This is a genomic window from Achromobacter sp. ESBL13 (assembly GCF_036668755.1).
Classification (GTDB): domain Bacteria; phylum Pseudomonadota; class Gammaproteobacteria; order Burkholderiales; family Burkholderiaceae_B; genus Achromobacter.
In genome coordinates this window covers 280,846-307,145 of record NZ_JAZEVT010000001.1, presented here as the reverse complement: position 1 = coordinate 307,145, position 26,300 = coordinate 280,846, and the positions used below count along the sequence as shown (strand labels likewise).

The 26,300-nt window shown below is 65.2% G+C and carries 19 protein-coding genes; 8 read left to right on the top strand and 11 right to left on the bottom strand.

The genetic code is table 11. The annotated features are described in order from the left end of the window. Positions 1–4 precede the first annotated feature (4 nt). On the bottom strand, positions 5–2,713 hold the full coding sequence (aceE, locus tag V6F88_RS01415) for a pyruvate dehydrogenase (acetyl-transferring), homodimeric type (RefSeq protein WP_332607584.1): 2,709 nt from the start codon (positions 2,711–2,713) through the stop codon (positions 5–7). Positions 2,714–3,067: 354 nt separating this feature from the next. Here aceE and V6F88_RS01410 point away from each other — a divergent pair, with 354 nt between their 5' ends. The 4 genes from V6F88_RS01410 (at position 3,068) to V6F88_RS01395 (ending at position 8,558) form a co-directional block, all read left to right on the top strand. Next, the gene (locus tag V6F88_RS01410) at positions 3,068–4,822 is read left to right on the top strand and encodes a PAS domain-containing sensor histidine kinase (RefSeq protein ID WP_006219004.1); all 1,755 of its coding nucleotides are present in this window, start codon (positions 3,068–3,070) and stop codon (positions 4,820–4,822) included. Then, a complete protein-coding gene (locus V6F88_RS01405; RefSeq protein WP_006219003.1) occupies positions 4,819–5,445 on the top strand; it encodes a response regulator transcription factor in 627 nt (208 codons plus the stop codon). The genes V6F88_RS01410 and V6F88_RS01405 overlap by 4 nt, the downstream gene beginning before the upstream one ends. Continuing rightward, the gene (folD, locus tag V6F88_RS01400; protein WP_332607583.1) at positions 5,442–6,293 is read left to right on the top strand and encodes a bifunctional methylenetetrahydrofolate dehydrogenase/methenyltetrahydrofolate cyclohydrolase FolD; all 852 of its coding nucleotides are present in this window, start codon (positions 5,442–5,444) and stop codon (positions 6,291–6,293) included. The genes V6F88_RS01405 and folD overlap by 4 nt, the downstream gene beginning before the upstream one ends. A gap of 198 nt (positions 6,294–6,491) precedes the next feature. Further along, entirely contained in the window at positions 6,492–8,558 is a 2,067-nt protein-coding gene (locus V6F88_RS01395; RefSeq protein WP_332607582.1) for a M3 family metallopeptidase, read from the top strand. 108 nt (positions 8,559–8,666) lie between these two features. Here V6F88_RS01395 and V6F88_RS01390 read toward each other — a convergent pair whose 3' ends face one another. Then, positions 8,667–9,431 (bottom strand): class I SAM-dependent methyltransferase, encoded by a 765-nt coding sequence (locus tag V6F88_RS01390; protein ID WP_332608916.1) that lies wholly within the window; start codon positions 9,429–9,431, stop codon positions 8,667–8,669. A 303-nt stretch (positions 9,432–9,734) separates the two neighbouring features. Between V6F88_RS01390 and V6F88_RS01385 the strand changes: the two genes are divergently transcribed. Together V6F88_RS01385 and V6F88_RS01380 are read left to right on the top strand one after the other, a co-directional pair. Beyond that, complete coding sequence (locus V6F88_RS01385; protein ID WP_332607581.1) at positions 9,735–10,349, top strand: SCO family protein; 615 nt, start codon at positions 9,735–9,737, stop codon at positions 10,347–10,349. A 137-nt stretch (positions 10,350–10,486) separates the two neighbouring features. Beyond that, positions 10,487–10,738, top strand: coding sequence for a GlsB/YeaQ/YmgE family stress response membrane protein (locus V6F88_RS01380; RefSeq protein ID WP_332607579.1), 252 nt, complete (start codon positions 10,487–10,489; stop codon positions 10,736–10,738). 74 nt (positions 10,739–10,812) lie between these two features. Here the strand turns inward: V6F88_RS01380 and adeC are convergent, their stop codons facing one another. Genes adeC through V6F88_RS01365 form a run of 3 tightly spaced genes read right to left on the bottom strand, consistent with a single transcriptional unit; the run spans position 10,813 to position 16,657 of the window. After that, complete coding sequence (adeC, locus tag V6F88_RS01375; RefSeq protein ID WP_332607577.1) at positions 10,813–12,288, bottom strand: AdeC/AdeK/OprM family multidrug efflux complex outer membrane factor; 1,476 nt, start codon at positions 12,286–12,288, stop codon at positions 10,813–10,815. After that, complete coding sequence (locus V6F88_RS01370; protein WP_332607575.1) at positions 12,288–15,467, bottom strand: efflux RND transporter permease subunit; 3,180 nt, start codon at positions 15,465–15,467, stop codon at positions 12,288–12,290. The genes adeC and V6F88_RS01370 overlap by 1 nt, the downstream gene beginning before the upstream one ends. A 14-nt stretch (positions 15,468–15,481) precedes the next feature. Beyond that, on the bottom strand, positions 15,482–16,657 hold the full coding sequence (locus tag V6F88_RS01365; RefSeq protein WP_332608915.1) for an efflux RND transporter periplasmic adaptor subunit: 1,176 nt from the start codon (positions 16,655–16,657) through the stop codon (positions 15,482–15,484). A 271-nt stretch (positions 16,658–16,928) separates the two neighbouring features. Here V6F88_RS01365 and V6F88_RS01360 point away from each other — a divergent pair, with 271 nt between their 5' ends. Continuing rightward, positions 16,929–17,834: a LysR family transcriptional regulator gene (locus V6F88_RS01360; protein WP_332608914.1), complete on the top strand. Its 906-nt coding sequence runs from the start codon at positions 16,929–16,931 to the stop codon at positions 17,832–17,834. 120 nt (positions 17,835–17,954) lie between these two features. Here V6F88_RS01360 and V6F88_RS01355 read toward each other — a convergent pair whose 3' ends face one another. After that, positions 17,955–18,686 (bottom strand): pseudouridine synthase, encoded by a 732-nt coding sequence (locus tag V6F88_RS01355; protein WP_046806415.1) that lies wholly within the window; start codon positions 18,684–18,686, stop codon positions 17,955–17,957. A 159-nt stretch (positions 18,687–18,845) separates the two neighbouring features. On the opposite strand from V6F88_RS01355, the gene V6F88_RS01350 reads away from it, so the two are divergent. Next, entirely contained in the window at positions 18,846–19,466 is a 621-nt protein-coding gene (locus V6F88_RS01350; protein ID WP_332607573.1) for a chorismate--pyruvate lyase family protein, read from the top strand. Positions 19,467–19,593: 127 nt separating this feature from the next. On the opposite strand, the gene V6F88_RS01345 is transcribed toward V6F88_RS01350, so the two are convergent. From V6F88_RS01345 to V6F88_RS01325, 5 genes are read right to left on the bottom strand one after another with little or no spacing between them, the layout of a single operon-like run. Continuing rightward, positions 19,594–20,451 carry an isocitrate lyase/PEP mutase family protein gene (locus tag V6F88_RS01345; protein ID WP_332607572.1) on the bottom strand — a complete coding sequence of 286 codons (858 nt, stop codon included), beginning with the start codon at positions 20,449–20,451 and terminating at the stop codon, positions 19,594–19,596. Further along, positions 20,448–21,920 (bottom strand): FAD-dependent oxidoreductase, encoded by a 1,473-nt coding sequence (locus tag V6F88_RS01340; protein ID WP_442880118.1) that lies wholly within the window; start codon positions 21,918–21,920, stop codon positions 20,448–20,450. Before V6F88_RS01340 ends, V6F88_RS01345 begins: the two co-directional genes overlap by 4 nt. Next, entirely contained in the window at positions 21,917–22,525 is a 609-nt protein-coding gene (locus V6F88_RS01335) for a cysteine hydrolase family protein (protein ID WP_332607571.1), read from the bottom strand. Before V6F88_RS01335 ends, V6F88_RS01340 begins: the two co-directional genes overlap by 4 nt. Positions 22,526–22,534: 9 nt before the next feature. Beyond that, complete coding sequence (locus tag V6F88_RS01330; protein WP_332607570.1) at positions 22,535–24,616, bottom strand: hydantoinase/oxoprolinase family protein; 2,082 nt, start codon at positions 24,614–24,616, stop codon at positions 22,535–22,537. Next, positions 24,613–26,292, bottom strand: a complete 1,680-nt coding sequence (locus V6F88_RS01325) for a hydantoinase B/oxoprolinase family protein (RefSeq protein WP_332607569.1) — start codon at positions 26,290–26,292, stop codon at positions 24,613–24,615. Before V6F88_RS01325 ends, V6F88_RS01330 begins: the two co-directional genes overlap by 4 nt. Positions 26,293–26,300 lie beyond the last annotated feature (8 nt).

Here is a 26,300-nt window from a genome sequence, read left to right as displayed (position 1 = left end):
ACCCTCAGGCGTATTGCGGGTTGGCTTTGTTCGGATTGATGCCGTACTTCTTGATGGCTTCCGCCACCTTGGCCATCGGAACCTTGCCTTCGTCTGCCAGTGCGCGCAGCGCGGCAACCACGACGAAGTGGCGATCCACTTCAAAGTGCTCACGCAGCTTGGCGCGGAAGTCCGAGCGGCCGAAACCGTCGGTGCCCAGCACCTTGTATTCGCGGCCCTTGGGCACGAACGGACGGATCTGGTCGGCAAAGAGCTTCATGTAGTCGGTCGACGCGATGATCGGGCCTTCCGTCTTGGCCAGCTGTTCCGTGACGTAAGCCACTTGCGGCTTCTTTTCGTCGGGGTGCAGCATGTTGTGGCGCTCGGCGTCCAGGCCGTTGCGGCGCAGTTCGGTGAAGCTGGTGACGCTCCACAGATCCGATGCCACGCCCCAGTCGGCGTCCAGCAGTTCCTGCGCCGCCATGACTTCGCGCAGGATCGTGCCCGAGCCCATCAGCTGCACGCGGTTCTTGCCCTTGCCGTGCGTCTTCAGCTTGTACATGCCCTTGATGATGCCTTCCTCGTCGCCCTGGGTCAGACCGGGCTGCGGGTAGTTTTCGTTCATCACCGTCAGGTAGTAATAGACGTTTTCCTGGTCTTCCACCATGCGCTTCAGGCCATGCTGGATGATCACGGCCAGCTCATGGCCGAACGTCGGGTCGTACGACACGCAGTTCGGAATGGTGGACGCCAGGATGTGGCTGTGGCCGTCTTCGTGCTGCAAGCCTTCGCCGTTCAGCGTCGTGCGGCCGGCGGTGCCGCCCAACAGGAAGCCGCGCGCCTGCATGTCGCCCGCCGCCCAGGCCAGATCGCCAATGCGCTGGAACCCGAACATCGAGTAGTAGATGAAGAACGGAATCATGATGCGGTTGTTCGAGGAATACGACGTGGCCGCCGCGATCCACGAGCTCATTGCGCCCGCTTCGTTGATGCCTTCCTGCAGAAGCTGGCCGTCGGCCGACTCCTTGTAGTACATGACCTGGTCCTTATCGACCGGCGTGTACTTCTGACCTTCCGGCGCATAGATACCGATCTGGCGGAACAGGCCTTCCATACCGAAGGTACGCGATTCGTCGGCCAGGATCGGCACGACGCGCGGGCCGAGTTCCTTGTCGCGCAGCACCTGGTTCAGGATGCGCACGAAGGCTTGCGTGGTGGAGATTTCACGGCCTTCGGCGGTGGGTTCCAGCACGGCTTTGAAGGCGTCCAGCGCGGGGGCCTTCAACTGCTCGTCGGCCTTGGCGCGACGGCGCGGCAGATAGCCGCCCAGCGCGGCGCGGCGCTCGTGCAGGTACTTCATTTCCGGCGAATCTTCGGCCGGCTTGAAGTACGGCAGGTCTTCCAGTTGGTCGTCCGGAATCGGAATGCCGAAGCGGTCGCGGAATTCGCGGATGGATTCCAGTTCCAGCTTCTTTTGCTGGTGGGTGGGGTTCTTGGCCTGGCCCACGTGACCCATGCCGTAGCCCTTGATGGTCTTGGCCAGGATGACGGTGGGTTGCCCGGTGTGGCTGGTGGCGGCGTCGAACGCGGCGTACACCTTGTGCGGGTCGTGGCCGCCACGGTTCAGGCGCCAGATGTCTTCGTCGCTCATGCGCGAGACGGCTTCCAGCAGCTTGGGGTGCTTGCCGAAGAAATGTTCACGGACGAACTTGCCGTCGTTGGCCTTGTACGCCTGGTACTCGCCGTCCACGGTTTCTTCCATGATCTGGCGCAGGATGCCTTCCTTGTCGTGCGCAAGCAGCGGGTCCCAGTAACCGCCCCAGATCAGCTTGATGACGTTCCAGCCCGAACCGCGGAAGTCGCCTTCCAGTTCCTGGATGATCTTGCCGTTGCCGCGCACCGGACCGTCCAGGCGTTGCAGGTTGCAGTTCACCACGAAGATCAGGTTGTCGAGCTTTTCACGCGCGGCCAGGGCGATGGCGCCCAGCGATTCCGGTTCGTCCATTTCGCCGTCGCCGCAGAACACCCAGACCTTGCGGTTGCTGGTGTCGGCAATGCCGCGGGCGTGCAGGTACTTCAGGAAGCGGGCTTGATAGATGGCCATCAGCGGGCCCAGGCCCATCGACACCGTCGGGAATTGCCAGAAATCCGGCATCAGCTTCGGGTGCGGGTAGGACGACAGGCCCTTGCCGTCCACTTCCTGGCGGAAGTGGTTCAGCTGTTCTTCGGTCAGGCGGCCTTCAAGGTAGGCGCGGCCGTACATGCCGGGCGACGTGTGGCCCTGGAAGTAGACCAGGTCACCGCCGTGCTTTTCGTCTTCGGCGTGCCAGAAGTGGTTCTGGCCGCAGCCGATCATGGTGGCCAGCGAGGCAAACGATGCGATGTGGCCGCCCAGGTCGCCGCCGTCCGGCGGGTTGTGCTTGTTGGCCTTGACGACCATGGCCATGGCGTTCCAGCGCACGTACGAACGGATACGCGTTTCCAGTTCCAGGTTGCCCGGATGCGCGGGCTCCAGGCCCGGCGGAATCGTGTTGACGTAAGCGGTATTCGGCGAGAACGGGATGTGGGCGCCCGAACGACGCGCTTCGTCGATCAGGCGTTCCAGCAGGTAGTGCGCGCGCTGCGGCCCTTCGCGATCAAGGACTGCCGCCAGGGCTTCGAGCCACTCCTGGGTTTCAAGGGTGTCTTCGTCGTTGGCAGCCTGCGGGGCGCCAGCCTGGGCGAAAGAGGACATCGTGTGTCTCCTGTTGGGGTTCGTCGTGACCACACCCGCTTGATGGTTCTACTCGCGGACTCTGCATGGTAGCCGGGATCATCCGGGCTACCATGTCAGGCATGGGTCGGGGTGTTTTTTCTAGAGACCTGCTTTCGGTCGGTTCCCTATCAGCCGGCATTCTAAGAAAGAAGATTAACCGGTCGCAAGGAAAATTTCATGTTGCGGTACGGCATTTCATAATGCGAAATGTTGACCATCCGCTGAACGGCCTCTGACCGGTCTTTTTATGGCCTAGGCCAAAAGCAGGGCTTGATTCCCGGCAATTCCCGCCCAACACGCACTAAAATGCGCGGTCTATCTGGCCCGAATTCCATGTCCAGCGCGCCCAAGTCCAATATTCCTACGCCGTTCCACGATCACGCCCGCACTCGCCGCCGCGGCGTGTATTGGGTCACGCCCGCCATGGTGTTGATCCTGTACATCTGTGTGATGGGGGTGTTCTTCTGGCTGCAACGCATTCATGACGATAGCGTCATGTTTGTGACGATCGACCAGGAAATGCGCCAGCAACGCCTGATATGGGTGGTGCTGGCATTGTCTTGCGTGATCGTCATCAGCCTGTTGATGCTGTGGCGCTATACCCGCTTTCGTTCCACCGCCGAGGCCGCGCTGATCGCCGAGACCGGCTTTCGCCGCGCCATGGAAAATTCCATGTCCACCGGCATGCGCGTGCTGGATATGGAAGGCCGCATCGCCTACGTGAACCCGGCGTTCTGCCGCATGATCGGCTGGAACGAAGCCGACCTGATCGGCCGCAGCCCGCCCTTTCCTTATTGGGTGCCCGGCCGCCATGAACAACACCAGCACACGCTGGACGTGCTGATGTCGGGCAAGACGCCCAGCAGCGGCCTGGAAGTGGAAGCGCAACGCCGCGACGGCTCGCGCTTCACCGCGCGCATGTATGTGTCGCCCCTGCTGGACCCCAACGGCAACCAGATCGGCTGGATGACGTCGATGACCGACATCACCGAACCCAAGCGCATCCGCGAAGCCCTGACCGCCGCGCACGAACGCTTCATGACCGTGCTGGAAGGCCTGGACGACGCCATTTCGGTTACGGCCGACACGCACGATGGCCTGGAACTGCTGTTTGCCAACCGCACCTATCGCCGCGTGTTCGGCGCACAGACGGGCGGCCACGACGAACTGCTGGCCGGCCGCCGGGGCCGTTTCACCGACGAATCGGTGGAAGTGTTCGCGCCTTCTGTACAACGCTGGTTTGAAGTGCACCACCGCATGCTGGCCTGGACGGACGGCCGCCGCGTGCGCATGCAGGTGGCGCGCGACATCACCGAGCGCCGTGGCCACGAAGAAGCGTCCCGCGTGCAACAGGAAAAGATCCAGCTGACCAGCCGCCTGACGACGATGGGCGAAATGGCCTCGTCGCTGGCGCACGAACTGAACCAGCCGCTGACCGCCATCGCCAACTACAGCATGGGCGCGGTCGCCTTGGTCAAGGCCGGCCACACCAGCCCCAACATGCTGCTGCCCGCGCTGGAAAAAGCCGCGTCGCAGGCCGAGCGCGCGGGCAAGATCATCAGCCGCATCCGCGAATTCGTGAAGCGCAGCGAGCCGCGCCGCCAGCGCGTGGCCATTGGCCGCATTGTCGACAACGCCATCGGTTTTGCCGAAATCGACGCCCGCAAGCGCCGCATCCGCATCGACAGCTTTGTGCCGTCGAATGCGCCCGACGTGCTGGCCGACCCCATCTTGATCGAACAGGTGCTGTTGAACCTGCTCAAGAACGGGCTGGAAGCCATGGAAAACAGCGAATCGGACGAATTGAAAGTCGCCGTGATCCTGCACGAGCAGCATATTGAAGTGGCCGTGGTGGACCGCGGCCATGGCCTGGCCGAGCCCGAACGCCTGTTCGAACCGTTCTTCAGCACCAAGACCCAGGGCCTGGGCATGGGGCTGAACATCTGCCGTACCATTATTGAATCGCACCACGGCCGTCTGTGGGCGGACCCCAACCCCGCTGGCGGTACTATTTTCCGCTTTACCCTGCCCTGCGCTGCTTCCCAGCCGCAGGCCCAGAATGATCAGTCCGAGGAGTTGCACGCATGAACACGCCCCACCTGTCGAGCACGGTATTCATAGTTGACGACGACGAAGCGGTCCGCGATTCGCTGCGCTGGCTGTTGGAAGCCAATGGCTATCGCGTTCGCGCCTATGCCAGCGGCGAATCCTTCCTGGAAGACTACGACGCCAGCCAGATCGGCGTGCTGATCGCCGATGTGCGCATGCCCGGCATGAGCGGCCTGGAACTCCAGGAACAGCTCATTGCCCGCAACGCCCCCCTGCCCATCGTGTTCATCACCGGCCACGGCGACGTTCCGATGGCCGTTTCCACGATGAAGAAAGGCGCTGTCGACTTCCTGGAAAAGCCCTTCAACGAATCGGACCTGCGCGAGATCGTTGCGCGCATGCTTGAGCAAGCCACGCAGCGCGTGTCCAAGCACCAGGCCCAAAAGGACCACGAAGCCATGCTGGCGCGCCTGACCGCGCGCGAGCAGCAGGTGCTGGAGCGCATCGTCGCCGGCCGCTTGAACAAGCAGATTGCCGACGATCTGGGCATCAGCATCAAGACCGTCGAGGCGCACCGCGCCAACATTATGGAAAAACTGGAAGTGACTACCGTTGCTGATTTGATGAAAGTGGCCTTGGCCAAACCCGAGGCGCATGCATGACCGCCAGGATTATTGACGGCGCGGCCCTGTCGCTGCGCATTCGTGAAGAAGTTGCCCAGCGCGTGGCCACCCTGGCGGCCAAGGGCACGCGCCCGGGTCTGGCCGTGGTGCTGGTGGGCGCGGACCCCGCGTCCCAGGTTTACGTGCGCAACAAGGTTGCCGCCTGCGAAAAAGCCGGCCTGCATTCCGTCAAGGAACAGTACCCGGCCGACATGACCGAGGCCGAACTCCTGGCCCGCATCGCCGTGTTGAACCAGGACCCGACCATCCACGGCATCCTGGTGCAGTTGCCGTTGCCCAAGCACATGGACGCCCACAAGGTCATCGAGGCCATCTCGGCCGAGAAGGACGTGGACGGGTTTCACGTCAGCAACGCCGGCCTGCTCATGACCGGCCAGCCGCTGTTCCGCCCCTGCACGCCCTACGGCGTGATGAAGATGCTGGAATCGGAAGGCGTGACGCTGCGTGGCGCGGAAGCCGTGATCGTGGGCGCCAGCAACATCGTCGGCAAGCCGATGGCCATGTTGCTGCTTGCCGCCGGCGCCACCATCACCATCTGCAATTCCAAGACGCGCGACCTGGCGGCCCAAACCCGCCGCGCCGACGTCCTGGTGGTGGCCACCGGCAAGCCCGGCATGATCGACGGTTCGATGATCAAGCCCGGCGCCGTGGTCATCGACGTGGGCATCAACCGTGGCGAAGACGGCAAGCTGTGCGGCGACGTGGACTTTGCCTCCGCCAAGGAAGTGGCCGGCGCCATCACGCCCGTGCCCGGCGGCGTGGGCCCCATGACCATCGCCATGTTGCTGGTCAACACGGTCGAAGCCGCCGAACGCGCGGCGGGCTGACGCGTTTCAGACCCATCACAAGGGCAATGCGCAGGCCGGCAACGGCTGCGCATTGCCCTTGCCGCATGTGGGCTTGACGGGCCTTGCTTTCGGGCGGATCGTCCCTATCTGATTCCTATGTCTTTTGCGGCCGTCGGTCCCATTGTTGGCGCCGTCCTGGTCCGCCCCGCCTTTTCACATCCCGATCCCGGTAACACCATGACCCAGAACCCCTTGCTTGCCCCCGTTTCCGATCTGGTCGACTACGCGGCCGTCAAGCCCGAGCACATCGTGCCGGCCGTGGAAGAACTGCTGGGCATCGCCCGCAAGGCCGTGGACCACGCCGCCGACACCACGCTGGCGCCCACCTGGGAAGCCGTGGTTGAACCGCTGGACACAGCCTCTGAACGCCTGTGGCGCGCGTGGTCGGTAGCCGGGCACCTGAACGCTGTCGTCAACACGCCCGAACTGCGCGAAGCCTATAACGCCGCGCTGCCGTTGATCACCGAATTTTCAACCTGGGTCGGGCTGCACGAAGGCCTGTACCAGCAATACCAGCGCCTGGCCGCCGCCCCCGACTTCGCATCATGGTCGCCCGTGCGCCGCCGCATCGTCGACATGGCGCTGCGCGACTTCCGCCTGAGCGGCGTGGAACTGCAAGGCGCCGACCGCGAACGCTACGCGCAGATCTCCGACCGTGAAGCCCAGGCGTCGCAGAAGTTTTCCGAAAACGTGCTGGACGCCATCGACGCCTGGTCGCTGCTGGTGGACGATGAATCGCGCCTGGCCGGCATCCCCGCCGATGTGCTGTCCGCCGCCCGCGCCGCCGCCGAAGAAGACGGCAAGACGGGCTGGAAGCTGACGCTGAAAATGCCCTGCTACCTGCCCGTGATGCAGTACGCGCAAGACCGCGCGCTGCGCGAAGCGCTGTATCGGGGCTACGGCACCGTGGCGTCCGAACAAGGCGATGCCAAGTTCGACAATTCCCCCTTGATCGAAGAACTGCTGTCGCTGCGCGCCGAAGAATCCGGCCTGCTGGGCCTGGGCACCTACGCCTCGCTGCGCTTGCAAACCCGCATGGCGCGCGACGCCGGCGAAGTCACCGTCTTTTTGCGTGACCTGGCCGCCCGCGCCAAACCGTTTGCGCAACGCGACCTGGCTGAACTCAAGGCCTACGCCACCGGCGAACTGGGCCTGGACGAGCTGCAACCCTGGGACGTGGCCTTTGCATCGGAACGCCTGCGCGAATCGCGCTATGCCTATTCCGAAGACGAAGTGAAGCAGTACTTCACCGAACCGCGTGTGCTGGCCGGCCTGTTCGACGTCATCGAAAAACTGTTCGACGTGCGTCTGACCGAAACGCCCGTCTCCACCTGGCACAGCGACGCGCGCGGCGTGCGCGTCGAGCGGGCGGATGGCGGCTTGATCGGCTATCTGTACCTGGACCTGTACGCCCGCTCGGGCAAGCAAAGCGGCGCCTGGGTCGATAGCGAACGCGCCCGCCGCGTCGTCGCGGGCCACGTGCAGACGCCCGTGGTCACCCTGACCTGCAACTTCTCGCGCCCTAACGGGGACCGCGCCGCCGTGCTTACGCACGACGACGTCATCACGCTGTTCCACGAAACCGGCCATGCGCTGCACGCGCTGCTGTCCGAGGTGGACGAGCCCGGCGCGGCGGCCTTTGCCAGCGTTGAATGGGATGCCATCGAACTGCCGTCGCAGTTCATGGAAAACTTCTGCTGGGAATGGGCCGTGGTGCAAAAGCTGTCGGCGCACGTGGACACCGGTGAACCGCTGCCGCGCGCGCTGTACGACCGCCTGGTTGCCGCGCGCAATTTCCAAAGCGGCATGCAGGCGGTGCGCCAGATCGAATTTGCCCTGTTCGACATGCTGATGCACGACCGCGCCAAGGGCGCCACCATTTCGGAAGTGCTGGCGCTGTTGCAAGAAGTGCGCCAGGAAGTGGCCGTGCTGTTCCCGCCGTCCTGGCATCGTCTGCCGCACGCGTTTTCGCACCTGTTCGCCGGCGGCTACGGCGCCGGCTACTACAGCTACAAGTGGGCGGAAGTGCTGTCGGCCGACGCGTACGAGGCCTTTGAGGAAGCAGCGGCCAAGCAGCCGGACAACCCCCTGGGCACGCTGGACCCGGAAACCGGCGCGCGCTTCCGGCGCGAAGTGCTGGCCGTGGGCGGCTCGCGCCCGGCGGCCGATTCGTTCGCCGCGTTCCGGGGCCGCGCGCCCCGCATTGACGCGCTGCTGCGCCACAGCGGAATGAGCGGCAGCTGATCTCCCTGCCCCGCGCAGAAAAAGCCCGCAGCGCTAGCATGGCTGCGGGCTTTTTTACGCCCGCGACTTCGTCCGGGCCTGCGCCAGCGGTTTTTTCTACGCCAGGCTCTACGCCCGGGCCTGCGCAGGCGCCGGCGCCGGTTCCTCCGGACGACGCGCCGACACCACCAGCCAGCGGCCATACACCGACTGATCCGACCCGGCCTGCTTCCAGAAGCGACGCACGTCTTCGTTCTCGGCCCCCTTCACCCGGCCTCGGTAATACAGGCGCGACGGCACGGCCAGCAGACGCTCGATCATGCGCTTGGGCTTGGGCTCGTTGACTTCATGCAGCGTAATGTCCGTGTAGCCGTAATGCGTCAGCAGCAGGTGCAGTTGCGGAAAGCTGAACGGGAAATACGCGATGTAGTCCACGCCACGCTGCCGGCCCACCATGGGGCGAAAGCCGGAATGAAACCCGCGCATCAGGAATTGCCACCGGGACCGCAGGTACCAGGTGTTGGGCGTCGTGACGATCAAGGTGCCCCCCGGCCGCAGCGCCTGGTACAGGCTCTGCGCCAGCACACCGGGGTTTGTCATCAGGTGGATCGCCTCGCAGCACACCACCGCATCGTAGGTGGTGTCCACCTTCAAGGGCGTGTCCAGATCGTGCTCGGTCACCGAGCGATAGCCGGCGTCGGCGGGCGGGAATTCCCACAGGCCCACGCCGTCCACGTCAATTTGCCGGCCGCGCTGGGCGGACAGCATATCGCCCAGCCACCCTGTTCCGCAGGGCGCATCCAGCACGCGGCCGGCGTTGCGGTCATGCAGGATTTCGACCACTGCGGGGTAATACGGGAACAACGGATAACGAATTGCCGTGCCGGATGCCATATCCACGTTCAGGACCTTCCTGTAGCTGTATTACTGACGAGGCTCTGAATATAGACCGCGCGCATCGCCGATGGAACGACTTTGCGACATCTCAAACACACTCCCCACAAAGCTTCACAAATCGGCCCGCGGCCCGAGGCCGAAGCGGATGTTTGCGCCAGGACAAGAACCGGGCGCGCCCAACGCCCCATGCGCCTCGCCGGCCGCCGGCCAGCCCTATCCATGCAGGTAGAATCAACGGGTTTGACCGGCTTGTTCCGGGACGGATTGTTCCTTCAACCCTTTCGGCCTTTCCTGAGACTCATGCGACACCTCATTACCGGCCGCGCCTGGCGTGGTCTGCTGCTGGCCCTTTGCGTGTTTCTTGCCGCCTGCGGCGATCGGAACGTGGACTGGACGCTGTACAACGTCAAAGGGCATTTGCCCGACCTGAAATTCTCGCTGCCCGGCGCGGGGGGCAAGACCATCAGCAGCGACGACCTGAAGGGCAAGACGGTCATGCTGTTCTTCGGCTACGCCAGCTGCCCGGACATCTGCCCCACCACCATGGCGCAGTTGACGGCCGTGCTGCAAAACCTGGGCGACAAGGCCAAGAACGTGCGCATCGTGTTCGTCAGCGTCGACCCGCATCGCGACACGCCCGACATCCTGCAAGCCTACGTCAACGCCTTCAACAACAACGCCATCGGCGTGACGGGCGACGAAAAGCAGATTGCCGACCTGGCTCGGCGCTACCGCGTGGCCTACCAGATTGAAAAGCCGCGCCCCGGCGACGACGCCGACATGTACGAGGTCACGCACAGCCGCGGCGTGTACATTTTCGACAAGGACGGGCATGCGCGGCTGCTGGCCTCGGACACCGACAGCGTTCAGGCGCTGACCAAGGATGTCGCCCAACTGATCGACATTACCTCCTGAGCCGGACACCATCCAGACCCGATGGCCCGACTTGTTGCATGGCCGCGCCACATACCAGTTGTTACAGCCGCCCCCCAAAAAGCGTGGGTATCATCAGTGCACATCGCCCCCTTTTTATTAAAGCAAGGAGTACGCGCATGAGCATTATCATCATGATCATCGTCGGGTTCATCGTGGGCTTGATCGCCCGCGCCATCATGCCCGGAGACCAGAACATGGGGATCATCATGACCACCATCCTGGGTATCATCGGCGCGGTTGTTGCCGGCTTCCTGGGTCAGACGATGGGCTGGTACGCAGAGGGCGAACCGGCTGGCTGGATCGCCTCGGTCGTGGGCGCCATCATCGTGCTGTTCGTGGTTGGCCTTGTCGCCCGCAAGCGCACGTGACACCCTGCCGGGCAAGCATCAAATAGAAAACGGGCCGATCTTTCGATCGGCCCGTTTTGTTTTGGGCGAAGGCGCTACGAACCTGCCGCCGGCGGGGTCTGCGCCGTGACCGTGCGCTCGGTCCAGCCGCCCCCCAGCACCTTGTACAAGGTAACCAGGTTGGACAGCCGGGCCAGCCGCGTATCCACCAATGCCTGTTGCGACGTGTACAGCGAACGCTGCGAATCCAGCACGCTCAGGTAGTCGTCGATGCCCTGGCGGAAACGCTGGTCGGATACGTCATAGGCGCGTTGGTTGGCGTCCACCAGCAAGCGCTGGGCCTGGATCTGGTCATCCAGCGTGCCGCGCCCGGCCAGGGCGTCGGCCACTTCACGAAAGCCCGTCTGGATGGACTTTTCGTATTGCGCCACCTGGATGTTCTTCTGCACCTTGGCCAGGTCCAGATTCGCTTGCAGCGAACCGCCCGCGAAGATCGGCACGGTGATCTGCGGCACGAAGCTCCACGCACCCGAACCGCCTTCGAACAAGCCGCCCAGGCTGGCGCTGGCGGTGCCCGCCTGGCCGGTCAGGCTGATGGTGGGGAAAAACGCCGCGCGCGCCGCACCAATGTTGGCGTTGGCGCCCTTGAGCTGATGTTCGGCCGCGCGGATGTCCGGGCGACGCGCCAGCAAGTCGGAAGGCAAGCCGGCCGGCAAGGTGGTCGGCAGCATGCCGTCGTCCAGCTTGACCGCCTGGTCCAGGGCCGCCACGATTTCCGGCGACATCGGCTGGCCCACCAGCAGCGTCAACGCGTTGCGGTCCTGCGCCGCCTGACGCGTGTATTGCGACAGGTTGCGCTGAGCCGTGCGCAGCGACACTTCCGCCTGGCTCAGGTCCAGCGCGGTGGACAGGCCCTGGTCGTAGCTTTGCTGCGTCAGCTTGAACGAGTCTTCCTGGCTCTTTAGCGTGTCCCGCGTCAGACCCAGCAATTCCTGGTCGGCGCGCAAGGTCAGATAAGCGTTGGCCACTTCGGCAATCAACGCCAGCTGCGTGGCCGTGCGCGTTTCGTCCAGCGCCAGATAGGACTCCAGCGCCTGGTCGCTCAGGCTGCGGATGCGGCCGAACAGGTCCAGCTCCCACGCGGACATCGCCGCGCCCACCTGGTAACTGCGGCTGGTGGTGGCACGGCCGCTGGGCGACAAATCCGCCGGCGTGCGCTGTGCGGATTCCTGCCCCGCCACACCCACGCTGGGGAACAGATCAGCACGCTGGATACGGTACTGCGCACGCGCCGCCTCCACGTTCAAGGCAGCCACGCGCAGGTCCCGGTTGTTGGCCAGCGACAGTTCAATCAGCTGCTGCAACAGCGGGTCGCTGAAGAAATCGCGCCAGCCGACGTCGGCGGTGGACATGCCCTGCGCCAGCGGCGAGCCATCAGCCTTGTAAGCCGGGCCCGTGGGATAGTTGGCGCTGACGGGCGCGTCGGGCCGTTCGTAGGTCGGGGCCAGCGAGCAGCCCGCCAGGGCCGCCGCCAGGGAAACAGACAACAAGGTTCTCATCTGAAGTTTCATTACGGTTGTCCTTCGGCGGACACTTCCTGCGAGCCGTTGGCGCTGGTGTCGTGCTTGTCTTGGTTTTCGCTCATGCGCTTGACCTTGAACACGCGCAGCATGATGACGAAGAAGGCCGGAACAAAGAAGATGGCCAGGAACGTGCCGGTCAGCATGCCGCCGATCACGCCGGTGCCGATGGCGTTCTGGCTGCCCGAACCCGCGCCCGACGAAATCGCCAGCGGCGTCACGCCCAGGATGAACGCCAGCGATGTCATCAAGATGGGGCGCAGGCGTTGGCGGGCGGCATGGATGGCCGACTCCGTCAGGCTTGCCCCGGACTCGAAGTGTTCCTTGGCGAATTCCACGATCAGAATCGCGTTCTTGGCCGCCAACCCCACGGTGGTCAACAACCCCACCTGGAAGTACACGTCGTTGGACAGCCCGCGCGCCAGTGTCGCCAGCAGCACGCCGATAATGCCCAGCGGCACCACCAGCATCACCGCCGTCGGGATGGACCAGCTTTCATACAGCGCGGCCAGGCACAGGAACACCACGATCAACGAAATGGCGTACAGCGCCGGCGCTTGCGACCCCGACAGGCGTTCTTCAAATGACAGCCCCGTCCATTCAAAGCCCACGCCCACCGGGAGCTTGGCCGCCAGCTTTTCCATTTCTTCCATGGCCGCGCCCGAGCTATAGCCCGGCGCTGCCTGACCCTGGATGTTGTAGGACGGCACGCCGTTATAGCGGTTCAGCTTTTGCGGGCCGAAGCTCCACGTGGCTTTCGAGAACGCCGAGAACGGCACCATGTCGCCCGCGTTGTTGCGCACGTACCATTTGTTCAGGTCTTCCGGCAGCATGCGCGAGGATGCCTCGCCCTGCGCGAACACCTTCTTCACGCGGCCACGGTCGATGAAGTCGTTGACGTACGACGAGCCCCACGCAGTGGCCAGCGTGCTGTTGATGTCCGACACGGCCACGCCCAGCGCGCGTGCTTTTTCGCGGTCGATATCCAGTTGGTACTGCGGCGCGTCTTCGATGCCGTTGGGACGCACGCCCACCAGCACCGGGCTCTTTGCGGCTTCCCCCAGCAGCTGGTTGCGCGCGGCAAGCAGCTTTTCGTGGCCCACGCCGGCGCGGTCCATCAGCTGGAAGTCAAAGCCGGTGACGTTACCCAATTCCATCACGGAAGGCGGCGGCACCACGAACAGCTGCGCGCGGCGCTCGGTCTTGCCGAAGTGCGCGTTGGCGCGTGCCGCCACGGCACCGGCCTTCAGGCTGGCGTCGCCGCGTTCTTCCCAGTCGCGCAGCTTGATGAACAGGATGGACGCGTTTTGGCCACGGCCGCCGAAGTTGAAGCCGTTAACCGCGAACACCGATGTCACGGCATCCTTTTCTTCGGTCAGCAGGTACTTGGTGGCGTCGTCGATGACGGCCTTGGTGGCTTCGGCGGTGGCGCCGGCCGGCGTCTGGATCTGGGCAAACAAAATGCCCTGGTCCTCGGCCGGCAGGAAGGCCGTGGGAATGCGCGTGAACAGCCAGCCCATGGCAATGACCAACGCCAGGTACACGACCATCAGCCGCTTGGTGCGGTTCAGCCCGCGCGCAACGGTATTGGCATAGCCGTTGCTGCTGCGTTCAAACGAGCGGTTGAACCAACCGAAGAAGCCCTTCTTGGAACCGTGATGGCCCTTCGGAATGGGCTTGAGCAAGGTGGCGCACAAGGCCGGCGTAAACACGATGGCAACCAGCACCGACAGCACCATCGACGACACGATCGTGATCGAGAACTGGCGGTAGATCACCCCGGTGGAACCGCCGAAGAACGCCATCGGAATGAACACGGCGGCCAGCACCATGGCAATACCGATCAGCGCGCCGGTGATCTGGCCCATGGATTTGCGCGTGGCCTGCTTGGGCGTCAGCCCCTCTTCGGCCATCACGCGCTCGACGTTTTCCACCACCACGATCGCGTCGTCCACCAAGAGGCCAATGGCCAGCACCATGCCGAACATCGTCAACGTGTTGATGGAATAACCGAACGCGGCCAGCACGCCGAACGTGCCCAGCAACACCACCGGCACCGCCAGCGTGGGGATGATGGTGGCGCGGAAGTTCTGCAAGAACAGGTACATCACCAGGAATACCAGGATGATGGCTTCGACCAGCGTCTTGAACACTTCGTGGATCGACAGGCTGACGAACGGCGTCGTGTCGTACGGATAGACGACGTCCATGCCCGGCGGGAAGTACGGCTTCAGGTTGTTGATGGTGTCGCGCACCGCCTGCGCCGTGTCCAGCGCGTTGGCGCCCGGCGCCAGCTTGATCGCCAGGCCCGAGGCGGGCTTGCCGTTGTAGAAGCTGTCGATAGCGTAGGTCTGGCCGCCCAGCTCGATGCGCGAGACATCGCCCAGGCGCACTTGCGAACCATCGGCATTGACCTTGAGCAGGATGCGGCCGAAGTCTTCCGGCTTCTCCAGGCGCGACGGCCCGATGATGGTGGCGTTCAGTTGCTGCCCGCGCACGGACGGCAGGCCGCCCAACTGGCCGGACGACACCTGCACGTTCTGTTCCTTGATCGCCGTCACCACGTCCACCGTGGTCAGCCCGTAGTTCACGAGCTTGGCCGGGTCCAGCCAGATTCGCATCGCGTACTGCGAGCCGAACAGCTGGAAGTCACCCACGCCCTGCGTGCGGCTGATGGGATCCTGCACGTACGAGGCCACGTAGTCGGCCAGGTCGTCCTTGGTCATCGTGCCGTCGGTGGACACGAAGCCCGCCACGATCAGGAAGTTCTTCGTAGCCTTGGTGACGCGGATGCCCTGCTGCTGCACTTCCTGCGGCAACAGCGGCTGCGCCAGCGCCAGCTTGTTCTGCACCTGCACCTGCGCCGTGTCCGGGTTGGTGCCCTGCTTGAACGTCAGCGTGATGGACATGCTGCCGTCGGAATTGCTTTCCGACGAGATGTACTGCAAGCCGTCCAGGCCATTCATCTGCTGCTCGATGACCTGCACGACGGTGTCCTGCACGGTTTGCGCGGACGCGCCCGGGTAGGTCACCGCGATGCCGATCGCGGGCGGCGCGATGTTGGGGTACTGCGAGACCGGCAATTGCAGGATGGACAGCGCGCCGGCCATCATCAGCACAATCGCGATCACCCACGCGAATACCGGCCTATCGATAAAAAACTTTGCCATGCAAGGCTCCCTGATTACTGCTTGGCCGGGGCGGCATTGGCCGCCTGCGGCTGCTGTGCGTTGGCGCCTGCCTCGGTGGCGACGACTTCGACGCCCGGACGCACCATTTGCAAGCCTTCCACGATCACCTTGTCGCCGGCGGCCAGGCCGTCGGTAACCAGCCACTTGTCGCCAATGGCGCGGTCGGTCTTCAGTTGACGCAGTTCAACCTGGTTCTTGGCGTTGACGACAAGCGCCGTCGGCAGGCCACGCTGGTTGCGCGTCACGCCGCGTTGCGGCACCAGCAGCCCGTCGGCGGCCACCCCGTCAGCCAGCCGCGCACGCACGAACATGCCGGGCAACAGGCGACGGTCGGGGTTCGGGAACACCGCGCGCAGCGTGATGGAACCGGTGCCCTGGTCGACCGTGACTTCCGAGAATTGCAGCTTGCCGGTCTGCTTGTATTGCGAGCCGTCTTCCAGCGTCAGCGTGACCAGCGCGGCTTGTTCGCCGTCTGCCTTTTTCAGTTGGCCGCTGGCCAGCGCGTCCTGCAAGCGCAGCAACTGCACGCTGGATTGGGTCACGTCAACGTAGATCGGGTCGATCTGCTGCACCGAGGCCAGGGCGCCGGTCTGGTTGGCCGTCACCAGCGCGCCTTCGGTCACCGAAGAACGGCCGATGATGCCGTCGATGGGCGACAGCACCTTGGTGTAGACAAGATTGATGCGCGCGGTGTCCAGCGCGGCCTTGGCCGACAACACATCGGCGGCGGCCTGGTCGCGCGACGCCACGGCGTTGTCGTAGGTCTGTTGGCTGACGGCGCGCGTGGCGACCAGCGGCTTGTAGCGTTCGGCCAGCAAGGCGGCCGTCTTTTGCTGCGCCTGGGCACGCGCCAATGCCGCCTTCTGGCTGTCGAGGCTGGCTTGGTAAAGCGCCGGGTCGATCTGATAAAGCTGCTGGCCGGCCTTGACCTCGCCGCCTTCGGTGAACAAACGCTTTTGCACGATGCCATTCACCTGGGGCCGCACTTCGGCCACGCGGAACGCGGACGTGCGGCCCGGCAATTCAGTGGTCAGGGAAACGGGTTGCGTGGTCAGTGTCACCACGGTGACTTGCGGTTTGCCCGCCTGCGGTGCGTCTTGTTTCTTGCCGCAAGCGGCCAGGGTGAGAGCCGATGCCGTCAGCGTGAGCACTGCCGCGCTGCGCCACATAGCGCTTTTCTTATTCATAGATATTCCCGATTTCCGACAAAAAAGGAGCCCGCCTCCGCCCACGATAAGGGGGAGGTCTTGTGCTTCGAATGGGTGGATTGGCATTGAAAACGCAAGAGGGCTTTATTGCATTGCTGCATTGCAGAACCCGCATTCTGAGTTATCCCGCCCCAGAAACAAAGGGGCGGATAAAGAAAACATCATTCCATTTATGGGACAATTTCCCGCACCGAGTCTGTGAAAGAATCTCGACATGAAACGCTTACAAGGCATGGAACTCTTCGTCGAAGTGGCCAAGACACGTAGTTTTAGCCGCGCTGCAGCAACGCTGGGCGTGCCTAAATCGACCTTGTCTCGCCAGGTGGCCGAATTGGAAAAGTCGGTGGGTCTGCGCTTGTTGAGCCGCACCACTCGCAAGGTCGAGCTGACCGACGCCGGGCGGCTGTATTTCGAACGCTGCCAGCGCATCGTGGCCGAAGCGCAGATCGCCCATGAAGAACTGCAAAAGCTGGTCGATACGCCGGCCGGGCCGCTGCGGGTCAACATGCCCGCGGATTTCGGCACCGACTTCCTGGCTGAATCGTTCATGGAGTTCTCCCGCCGCTATCCCGACGTCACGTTTTTCCTGGACCTGGCAAACCCGGACCACGCGTCGCGCGTGTTTCAGACCTGCGATATCTCGATCGAAATCGGCGAACTGCCCGACTCGACGCAAATTGCCCGGTTGCTGGGCATGCTGCCCGCCCACCTGTATGCCTCGCACGACTACCTGGAAAAGCACGGAGAACCCAAACATCCCAGTGACTTGACTCGCCATGAGTGCATTGAGTTCCGCGCGGAAGGCGCGGGCCGCGTGACGCGATGGCCGCTTAGCAACGGCGACCAGCACATTGAGTTCACGCCGGGCAACCGGTTTTCGGTCAACGGCGTCGCCATGGCGCGGCGGCTGGCCATGCTGGGCGCGGGCATCGCGGTGCTGGTGGGCGGCCAGACGGCCGAACAGCAATCAGGGCAGTTGCGGCGCGTGTTGCCGGACTGGCAACTGGGCCCCTTCCCTGTCTATGCGGTGACCGAGACGCGGCTGCTGCCGGCCAAGACCCGGATCTTCATCGAATTCCTGATGGAGCGCCTGGGCAGCAACGGGCAAGCGAAGGATACGCCCGCGTTCATGAAATAACGGTGTGTTCGAAACAGACTGAAAAATCTGCTGACGCCCGAATTCACTTGTCGGCCAGAAAGAACAGCCCGGGCGGGCCGGGCTGACTAGTTGCTGAATGATAAGAGGGCTAGAGCCCCCCTAAAAGCCTTCGTCGTCGCGCAGATACCGCCACTGACCCAGCGGCAGGTCGCCCAGCGACACACGGCCGATGCGCACGCGCTTCAAGCCCACGACTTTCAACCCGACCAGTTCGCACATGCGGCGGATCTGGCGTTTCTTGCCTTCGCGCAGCACGAAACGCAGCTGGTCGTGGTTTTGCCAGCGCACGTGCGCGGGCTTCAGCGCCTTGCCGTCCAGCGACAGGCCATGATTCAGCAATTCCAAGCCACGGTCGGGCAAGTCACCCTGCACCCGCACCAGATATTCCTTGTCCACGCTGGAGTCTTCGCCGATCAGGTGCTTGGCGATGCGCCCGTCTTGGGTCAGCACCAGCAAGCCTTGCGAATCGATGTCCAGCCGCCCAGCCACCGCCAGGCCGTCCAGGTGCGCGCGTTCAAAGCGCTGCGGATGGCGGTCGCCGGCAAAGCGCGAGCGCGAGTCGATCAGCGCCACGGCGGGCGTATAGCCTTTTTCGGCCTGGCCCGAGACATAGCCCACCGGCTTGTTGATCAGGATGGTCACGCGCGAGGTCTGACGCGCCTGCGCGGCGCGCTCCAGCGTGATGACCTGATCCGGAAACGCCTTGGCGCCCAGTTCGGACACCACTTCGCCGTCCACGCGGACCCAGCCGCGTTCGATATAGCTGTCGGCCTCGCGGCGCGAGCAGAGTCCGCGCTCGGACATGAGCTTGGAGATTCGTACTTTTTCCATGGGCGGTATTGTATGCGTTGCAAGCCGCGCGCCGCGCGCCGCACCGCCGCTATTCCATTCGACCTGCCGCAGGCACCCCGCCCGGGGCATTGCGACGCAGGCGGGGTGCCAGCGGGTTTGGCATGGGTCTTGGCATGGGTCTTGGCATAATACGCAGCCATGATCAAACCCGCCGCCCATCTCCCCCCGCTTGCTCCCGGCTGGCTGGCCGCCGCGCCGCCCGTCCTGCCCCCCGCCATGCGCCACTGGCTGTTTCGCCCCGGCGCGCTCACCGCCGGCTTGCGCCAGGTAGGCCAAGTGCGCCTGCGCGTGCTGGCCGAATACGCCGACGGCGCACCGGCTGACGAAGCCCTGGCCATGGGCATCGCCCCCGGTTCGCCCGTGTGGATCCGTGAAGTGCTGATGTCGGTGAACGCCGTGGACAGCGTGCCCGCCCGCAGCCTGACGCCGCTGCGCGCCTCGCATGGCGCATGGCAAGGCATGCGCCGCCTGCTGACCCGGCCGCTGGCCGACATGCTGTATCACGACAGCACCGTCATCCGGTCCCCCTTTGCCTGCCGCCGTTTGGCCTCGCCCGTGCCGTTCTACGCCACCGCGCGCGACGTGCTGCCCACGGACGGCCATGCGCAGGACGCCAACCGCGTGTGGGCCAGAAGGTCCGTCTTCTGGCGCCAGGGTCAGCCCTTGCTGGTGGCCGAGTGTTTCTTGCCGGGGTTCTGGAACCTGATCGCGGACCAACCCGCCCCGCCGTTGGTGCCGCATCAACGCACGGCGCGTTAGGCGTTAGGCGTGGCAGCCGGAGTCGGACCTTAACGATTCAAATCTGCCGCCAGCGCGTCATCCGGCAATCGTCGCCCGCCCGGTGTCGCCGGCCTTGAATCGCCGGCGTCGTATCGCGGGCCGTGGCTCACTCGTAGCGCCGCCCCTGCTCCAGCAGTTCAGGCGTGCCGATCACCGCGTTCAGGCCATCGAAATCCAGCATCCGTCCCTGCCACGGCGCGGTTGTGCCGTGCTGGCGCAGGCTGCCGTAATAGCCCTGCAAGGTGTGCGCCACGGCGCGCGCCGTGCCACCCGGAAAAATCACGATGCGAAAGCCCAGCGCGGTCAGCGCGTCCGCGCTTTGCACCGGCGTCTTGCCGCCCTCCACCATATTGGCCAGCAGCGGCACGCGCGCGGCAAAGCGGGCGCAGGCCGCCTGCATGTGCTCGGGCGTACGCAGGGCTTCAATGAACAGCGCGTCCGCTCCCGCTTCCAGATATGACTCGGCGCGGTCCAGCGCGGCCTCCAGCCCTTCAACCGCCACGGCGTCGGTGCGCGCCAGTATCAGCGTGGACGTTGACACCCGCGCGTCCACTGCCGCGCGCAGCTTGCCGCACATCTCGGCGGCCGGTATCACCGTTTTGCCGTCCAGATGCCCGCAGCGTTTGGGAAACGTCTGGTCTTCCAGCTGAATCATGGCCGCGCCGGCCCGTTCAAAGCCGCGCACGGTGCGCTGCGTGTTCAAGGCGTTGCCAAAGCCCGTGTCGGCATCCACGATCACCGGCGTCGCGACGCGTTCGGTGATCCGGGCCAGCGTATCCTCCACTTCCGAATACGTGGTCAGGCCGATGTCCGAGCGCCCCAGCCGCGTGTAGGCAATCGACGCGCCCGACAGGTACAGCGCGTCAAAGCCCGCCTGCTCGGCAATCAACGCCGACAAGGGGTCGTAGATGCCGGGCGCCAGCACAGCGCCCGCCGCCAACTGCATTTTCAATGTCTGCTTCATGAAGGTTCCTGTACAAGTTCGCGGCCCAGCAGCAATGCGGCGGTCGCGGCGGCGATATAGCCGCCCGCCACGGCACTAAGCAATCCATTGCCGGACAGATAGCCCGACACGTCATTGCCCGACACGCCGCGCGCGGCGCCACCGGCAGCCAGCAGGTTTGGCAACGCCCGACCATCGCGGGTCAGCACGCGGCATTGCGCATCGATATCCAGCCCACCTTGCGTATGAAACAGCGCGCCCGTGACCTTGACGGCGTGGTACGGCGCTTGCAGGGTGCGTTCAAAGCGGCGGCCATGGGGGTCGGCCCCAGCCGGGCCGACGGCTTGCAAGGTTTGTTGCAACACGCCGGCATCGCAGCCGATCAGCGCGGCCAAGGCAGGTACATCGGCACAGGTTTTCACCGCATGGCCCGCTTCGGCGGCGACGAAATCCGGGAAGCCGCGCGCCAATGCCAGGGTGCGGTCGTCGAACACGTTCCAGGCGACGCCGCCCGGCTGCGCCAACACGTGCACGGCGGCTTCGGAATAGCCCTGCGTCTCGTCATGAAAGCGCCGCCCGTCGCGGTTGATCTGCACGCCGCCGTCCATCATGACGGCCCAGGAGATCAGCGCGCCTTGTGGCGTCGCCCAGGACCCGTGCCCCTGGTAAGCGCCCAGGTCGGCCAGGTGCGCGCCCAGGGCCTTGCCCCATTCGATGGCGCTGCCGTCGTTGCCGACATGGCCGCCATAGACCGCCTCGCGCATGGCGGGCAAATGTTCGGCCACCATGGCCGCGTTGCCGCCAAATCCGTTGCAGGCCAGGATCAGCACCTGGCAGCCGATCACGTCCACGGACCCGTCGGGCCGCTCGCACCCCACGGCGGTGATGCGGCAGCTGGGGTCCACGACACCGCTAGTCCCCTCGCCCGCTTCCACCCAGATGTCGCGGGCCAGCGCGCGCGTCAACAGATGCGCGCCCGCTTGCGTGGCGGCGCGTTCCAGCGCGGTCACCAAGGCCACGCCCGTGCGTTCCGGCAAGGCGTGCATGCGGCGCGCGCTGTGTCCCGGATACAGAAAACCGTCCAGCACGTCGAACGCCAGGCCATGGCGCGCCAACATGTCCATGGCCGGGGCCGCCGCGCCCGTGTAGGCGGCAACCAGATGCGGCGCGGCCGTGCCGTGGGCCTTGGCCTGGATGTCGGCGGCGAAAAGCGCCGCGTTGTCCTCGATGCCGGCGGCGCGCTGCACCGCCGACCCCGCCGCCGGAATAAACCCCGAGGACAGCGCCGACGAACCGCTGGGCGCGGCGTCGCGCTCGATCAACACGGTTTCAATGCCCGCCCGCGCCAGCCGCAGCGCGGCGGTCAGCCCGCAAGCGCCCGCGCCGATGATCAGCACCGGCACCTGCATCATGTCGGCGTCCACCGGGCCGCCGGCGTTGCCTGCCCCGATGTCCCCGGGCGTTCCCCGCTTGACGACGGCCGCGCTCACGACGCCAGCCTGCCCAAGAAATCTTGGCACGTGATCACGTCCGCCACCGTGCGCAGGTCCGCCAGCGCGGCATCGTGCATGGCGGGCGTAGGCGCGGCGCAGCCGTCGGCCAGCACGGTCACGTGATAGTCGCGCATGTGCGCATCGCGCGCGGTGCTGGCCACGCCACCGTTGGTGACGATGCCTGCGATCACCACGCTGGAGATGCCCGCGCGGCGCAACACCCAGTCCAGCTGCGTGTTGAAGAATGCCGAATACGCCACCTTCCACACCGACACGTCGACCAGCCCGTCCAGCTCGGCCACATTCGCCTGGCCGTTTGAGCCGGCCACGAAATCGCCTTTGGCCAGAAAAGGACGCAGCTGCTTCAGGTGCGGCGAGATCATCGGTTCGCCATGCGCGTCAGGCCACAGCGTGAACTGGCTGGCCGCCACAAAACCGCCTTGCGCCTTCAGCGCGCGGGCAACCGGCGCCACGCGGGCGGGCAAGGCGCGCGCCTCCCGGCTGACGGCGCCGCCCCGGTCATAGGCGCCGCCCGGCGCCAGGAAATCGTTTTGCAGATCGATGATCAACAAGGCCGTGGTACGAGGGTCCGGGACATGCATGGTGGTCTCCTAGGCGTCCTGCCGGGTAATCAGCAAATTGCCAAGCGTGTCTACGCGGCCGGTAAAGCCGGGTTCGATCCAGATGGTGGTGTCGGGCTGCTCAAGAATCGCCGGGCCGGCCACCTCGGCGCCTACCGGCAGGTCCAGCCGCGCATAGCGCACGGCGTCGCGCCACTGGCCCGCGTGAAACACGCGCTGCGTGCCCAGCGCGGCGGGCATGTCGCGGCAGGTGGGCGCCAGCAGCGACAAATCGAATTTTGGACGCTGGCCAATTCGCGCATAGCGCAGGTTCAGGATGCGCACCGCGATGCCGCTCAAGCTGCGGCCGAACGCCGCGCGGTAGGCGCGTTCGAACGCGTCGGCAATGCCCTGGCGCGTCAAGGCGTCACGCGTGACTTCGACGCAGACGGTGTGGCTCTGGCCCACATAAAGCATGTCCAGTTCGATGCTTTCGCGCACACCCTCGAAGGCCACGCCCGCCGAATCCAGACGTTCCTGGCAGGCCGCAGCCAGGGCATCGATACGCGCCAACAGGTCATCGGTATCCAGTGCGTCCAACGCGGTGTTCAAGGTCTGCACGCCGTCGTGCCGCATGTCGGCCATGACGCAACCCAGCGCGGACGTCACGCCCGGGTAGCGCGGCACGATGCCGTGTGCGGCGTCCACTTCATTCATCATGGCGCACACATGCAGGGCGCCGCCGCCGCCGAAGGGCATGTACGCGAACTTGCGCGGATCGTGCCCGCGTTCGATGGACACCACGCGTATCGCGCCGGCCATCTTGGCGTTGGCCACCGTCAGGATCGCTTCGGCTGCCGCGTGCGCGTCCAGGCCCAGCGGCTTGGCCACATGTTCTTCGATGGCCGCGCGCGCCAGCTCTACGTTCATGGTGGCCAGCAGGCCGCCGCCCAGAGGGCGGTCGGCCGAAATGCGGCCCAGCAGCACATTGGCGTCGGTGACGGTGGGCCGGGTATTGCCGCGCCCATAGCAGGCCGGGCCGGGAATGCTGCCGGCGGATTCCGGCCCCACCTGCAACAGGCCGCCCGCGTCCACGCTGGCAATCGAGCCGCCGCCCGCGCCGATGGTTTCGATCTGGATCATCGGCGCGCGCACCACCATGCCGAAGTCGATCACGGTTTGCGCCGACAGCGAGGCCTCGCCGCCCGCCACCAGCGACACATCGAACGACGTGCCGCCCATGTCGCCGGTGACGACGTTGGGAAAGCCGGACGCGCGCGCAATCGCCGCACACGCAATCACGCCGGCCGCGGGGCCCGACAGCGCGGTGCGCACCGGCACGTCGCACGCCGTCTGCCGCGACATCACGCCGCCATTGCTCTGCACGACCAGCAGCTCGCCGTCAAAGCCGTGTTCACGCAAATCGGATTCCAGGCGCGTCAGATAACTGCCCACCACCGGCTGCAAGGCCGCGTTCAGCACCGCCGTCGAGCAGCGTTCGAATTCGCGGATTTCGGGCAGCACTTCCGTGGCGGCCGTCACATTGCCGTTAGGCCAGACCGCGCGCACCCGGGCCACCGCCTGCGCTTCGTTGACCGGGTTTGCATACGCGTTCACGAAGAACACGCACACCGCCTCGCAGCCCTGCTCCAGCAGCGCGCGCGCCGCCGCTTCCACCTGAGCCAGATCCACCGGCGTGTGCACCGTGCCGTCGGCCAGCACGCGTTCGCTGACTTCCAGGCGCAGATCGCGCGAGACGACGGGCTCGTAATTGCCACGCAGGCCCCAGGTCTGCGGTCGGTCTCGGCGGCGCATCTCCAGCACGTCGCGGAATCCCGCCGTGGTGATGATGCCGGTGCGCGCCACCTTGCGTTCCAGCAGCGCGTTGGTGCCCACCGTGGTGCCATGGACGATGGTGTTGATGGCGCCCGCGCCGTCGGCCACCCGCGCAATACCGTTCATGAAGCCACGCGCTTCCTCACCGCGCGTGGACGGCACCTTGACCACGCGCGCCGTGCCGCCCGCCTCGTCCAGCACGAACAGGTCCGTAAACGTGCCGCCCACGTCCACGCCAACCACTAGCCCCCGCGACGCGTTGTTGCCTGGGACGAAACCCCGATCTGCCGTGCTCATGCCAACTGCTCCTTCTTGATGCCGGCGATATCGCCCACATAGCCCATCTTGCGGTCGTGTTCACGCGCGGCCGTCGTGCGGCCGGCAGGGTCGCCATAGCCGCCACCGCCCGGCGTTTCCAGACGCACGCGGTCGCCGCGTTGTAGTTGAATGCCCAGCATCTTCGAGCTCATCGGCGGTGTGCGCCATTGTCCGTCCTGCTGGTACCGGAAGACGTTCAATGCAGCTACGCCGCCGCCCGCGATTCCCTTGGGCGCGCTGCGCCCGCGTTCCCCGAAGATGAACGCTTCGGCGCTGTCTTCCAGCAATTCAATTTCATAGACGGCGCCCAGGCCGCCGCGATGCTTGCCGTCGCCCGCCGAATCCGGGCGCAATGCCCACTGCGTGAAGCGTACGGGATAGGCGGCTTCCAGGATCTCCAGCGGCGGAATGGTGGCGGTGGAAATCGGCGCGTTGCCGTGGCTCAGGCCGTCGCCATCGGAATGGCCGCCGTGGCCGCCACCAAAAAAGCTGAACATCACCCAGCGCTGGCCTTTACGCGCCGCATCGCTGCGATAGCCCGCGATGGACAGCGCGTTGATCGTGCCGTAGGCCTGGGCCATGGCGCGCTCGGGCGCGGCTTGCGCCATTGCGCAGAAAATCACGTCGATCATGCGCAGAATGGTTTCGGTATAGCCGCCCACCGGGCGCGGCCGGTCGGCCGAGATAACCAGGCCATCCGGCAACACCACGTCCACCGCGTCCAGCACGCCCGCGTTGGCCGGCACGTCGGGAAACAGATGCTTCAGCGCCACGTAGCACGCCGCGATGGCGGTGGCGCGCGAGATATTGACGGGCCCCGCGCAGGCGGGCGACGTGCCGTTGAAGTCCAGCGTCAGCCGGTCGCCCTTGATGGACAGCTTCAGCGCGATGCGCAACGCCACGTCCCGCACGCCGTCGTTGTCCAGCATGTCTTCGAACGCGTACTCGCCGTCGGGCAGGCGCGCGATGTGATCGCGCATCAATCGACGCGCGCGCTGGCGCAAGGTGTCCAGCGATTCCAGCACGGTGGCGTCGCCGTATTCGTCCAGCAACCCATCCAACCGGCCCGCGCCCAGTTCCAGCGCGGCCAGTTGCCCGTTCAAGTCGCCCCACAAGCTGTCCGGCAAGCGGGTGTTGGCTTTCAGGATGGCCAGCACGTCCGGGTCCAGCACGCCCGCGCGCACGATGCGCACCGGCGGGATTTGCACCGCCTCTTGCCAGCATTCGGTGGCGGCCGGGTTGTAGTTGCCCGGCACCGCGCCGCCCACGTCGTGCCAATGCGCGGCCGACGCCAGAAAGCAGAACAGCTTCCGGTCGCGGAACACCGGGCGCACCAGCTTGAAGTCGTTAGCGTGCGTGCCGCCTTCGTACGGGTCGTTGAACAGCCAGACGTCGCCATCCACCATGCCTCCACGTTCGGCCGCCGCCTTGGCCGCCGCCTTCACGGCAAACGCCATCGCGCCCACAAAGACCGGCAGGCCGGACTTGCCCTGGATCAGCGTGGCGCCCGTGGCCGCGTCGTACATGCCGTGGCAGGCGTCGTGGGCCTCGGCAATGATGGGGTTGAACGCGCTGCGGTACAGCGTCGCGTCCATCTCATCGGCAATCTGTTCCAGACGGCCTTTCAGGACCGCCAGGGTGACGGGATCTAGCATCGTGTTCT

Coding starts and splice junctions, on each gene's coding strand:
- V6F88_RS01395 (WP_332607582.1), top strand. CDS start 6,492: ATGACCCAGAACCCCTTGCTTGCCCCCGTTTCCGATCTGGTCGACTAC.
- V6F88_RS01345 (WP_332607572.1), bottom strand. CDS start 20,451: ATGAAGCAGACATTGAAAATGCAGTTGGCGGCGGGCGCTGTGCTGGCG.
- folD (WP_332607583.1), top strand. CDS start 5,442: ATGACCGCCAGGATTATTGACGGCGCGGCCCTGTCGCTGCGCATTCGT.
- V6F88_RS01335 (WP_332607571.1), bottom strand. CDS start 22,525: ATGCATGTCCCGGACCCTCGTACCACGGCCTTGTTGATCATCGATCTG.
- V6F88_RS01330 (WP_332607570.1), bottom strand. CDS start 24,616: ATGAGCACGGCAGATCGGGGTTTCGTCCCAGGCAACAACGCGTCGCGG.
- V6F88_RS01350 (WP_332607573.1), top strand. CDS start 18,846: ATGATCAAACCCGCCGCCCATCTCCCCCCGCTTGCTCCCGGCTGGCTG.
- aceE (WP_332607584.1), bottom strand. CDS start 2,713: ATGTCCTCTTTCGCCCAGGCTGGCGCCCCGCAGGCTGCCAACGACGAA.
- V6F88_RS01355 (WP_046806415.1), bottom strand. CDS start 18,686: ATGGAAAAAGTACGAATCTCCAAGCTCATGTCCGAGCGCGGACTCTGC.
- V6F88_RS01380 (WP_332607579.1), top strand. CDS start 10,487: ATGAGCATTATCATCATGATCATCGTCGGGTTCATCGTGGGCTTGATC.
- V6F88_RS01410 (WP_006219004.1), top strand. CDS start 3,068: ATGTCCAGCGCGCCCAAGTCCAATATTCCTACGCCGTTCCACGATCAC.
- V6F88_RS01365 (WP_332608915.1), bottom strand. CDS start 16,657: ATGTGGCGCAGCGCGGCAGTGCTCACGCTGACGGCATCGGCTCTCACC.
- V6F88_RS01325 (WP_332607569.1), bottom strand. CDS start 26,292: ATGCTAGATCCCGTCACCCTGGCGGTCCTGAAAGGCCGTCTGGAACAG.
- V6F88_RS01360 (WP_332608914.1), top strand. CDS start 16,929: ATGGAACTCTTCGTCGAAGTGGCCAAGACACGTAGTTTTAGCCGCGCT.
- V6F88_RS01390 (WP_332608916.1), bottom strand. CDS start 9,431: ATGGCATCCGGCACGGCAATTCGTTATCCGTTGTTCCCGTATTACCCC.
- V6F88_RS01405 (WP_006219003.1), top strand. CDS start 4,819: ATGAACACGCCCCACCTGTCGAGCACGGTATTCATAGTTGACGACGAC.
- V6F88_RS01385 (WP_332607581.1), top strand. CDS start 9,735: ATGCGACACCTCATTACCGGCCGCGCCTGGCGTGGTCTGCTGCTGGCC.
- V6F88_RS01370 (WP_332607575.1), bottom strand. CDS start 15,467: ATGGCAAAGTTTTTTATCGATAGGCCGGTATTCGCGTGGGTGATCGCG.
- adeC (WP_332607577.1), bottom strand. CDS start 12,288: ATGAAACTTCAGATGAGAACCTTGTTGTCTGTTTCCCTGGCGGCGGCC.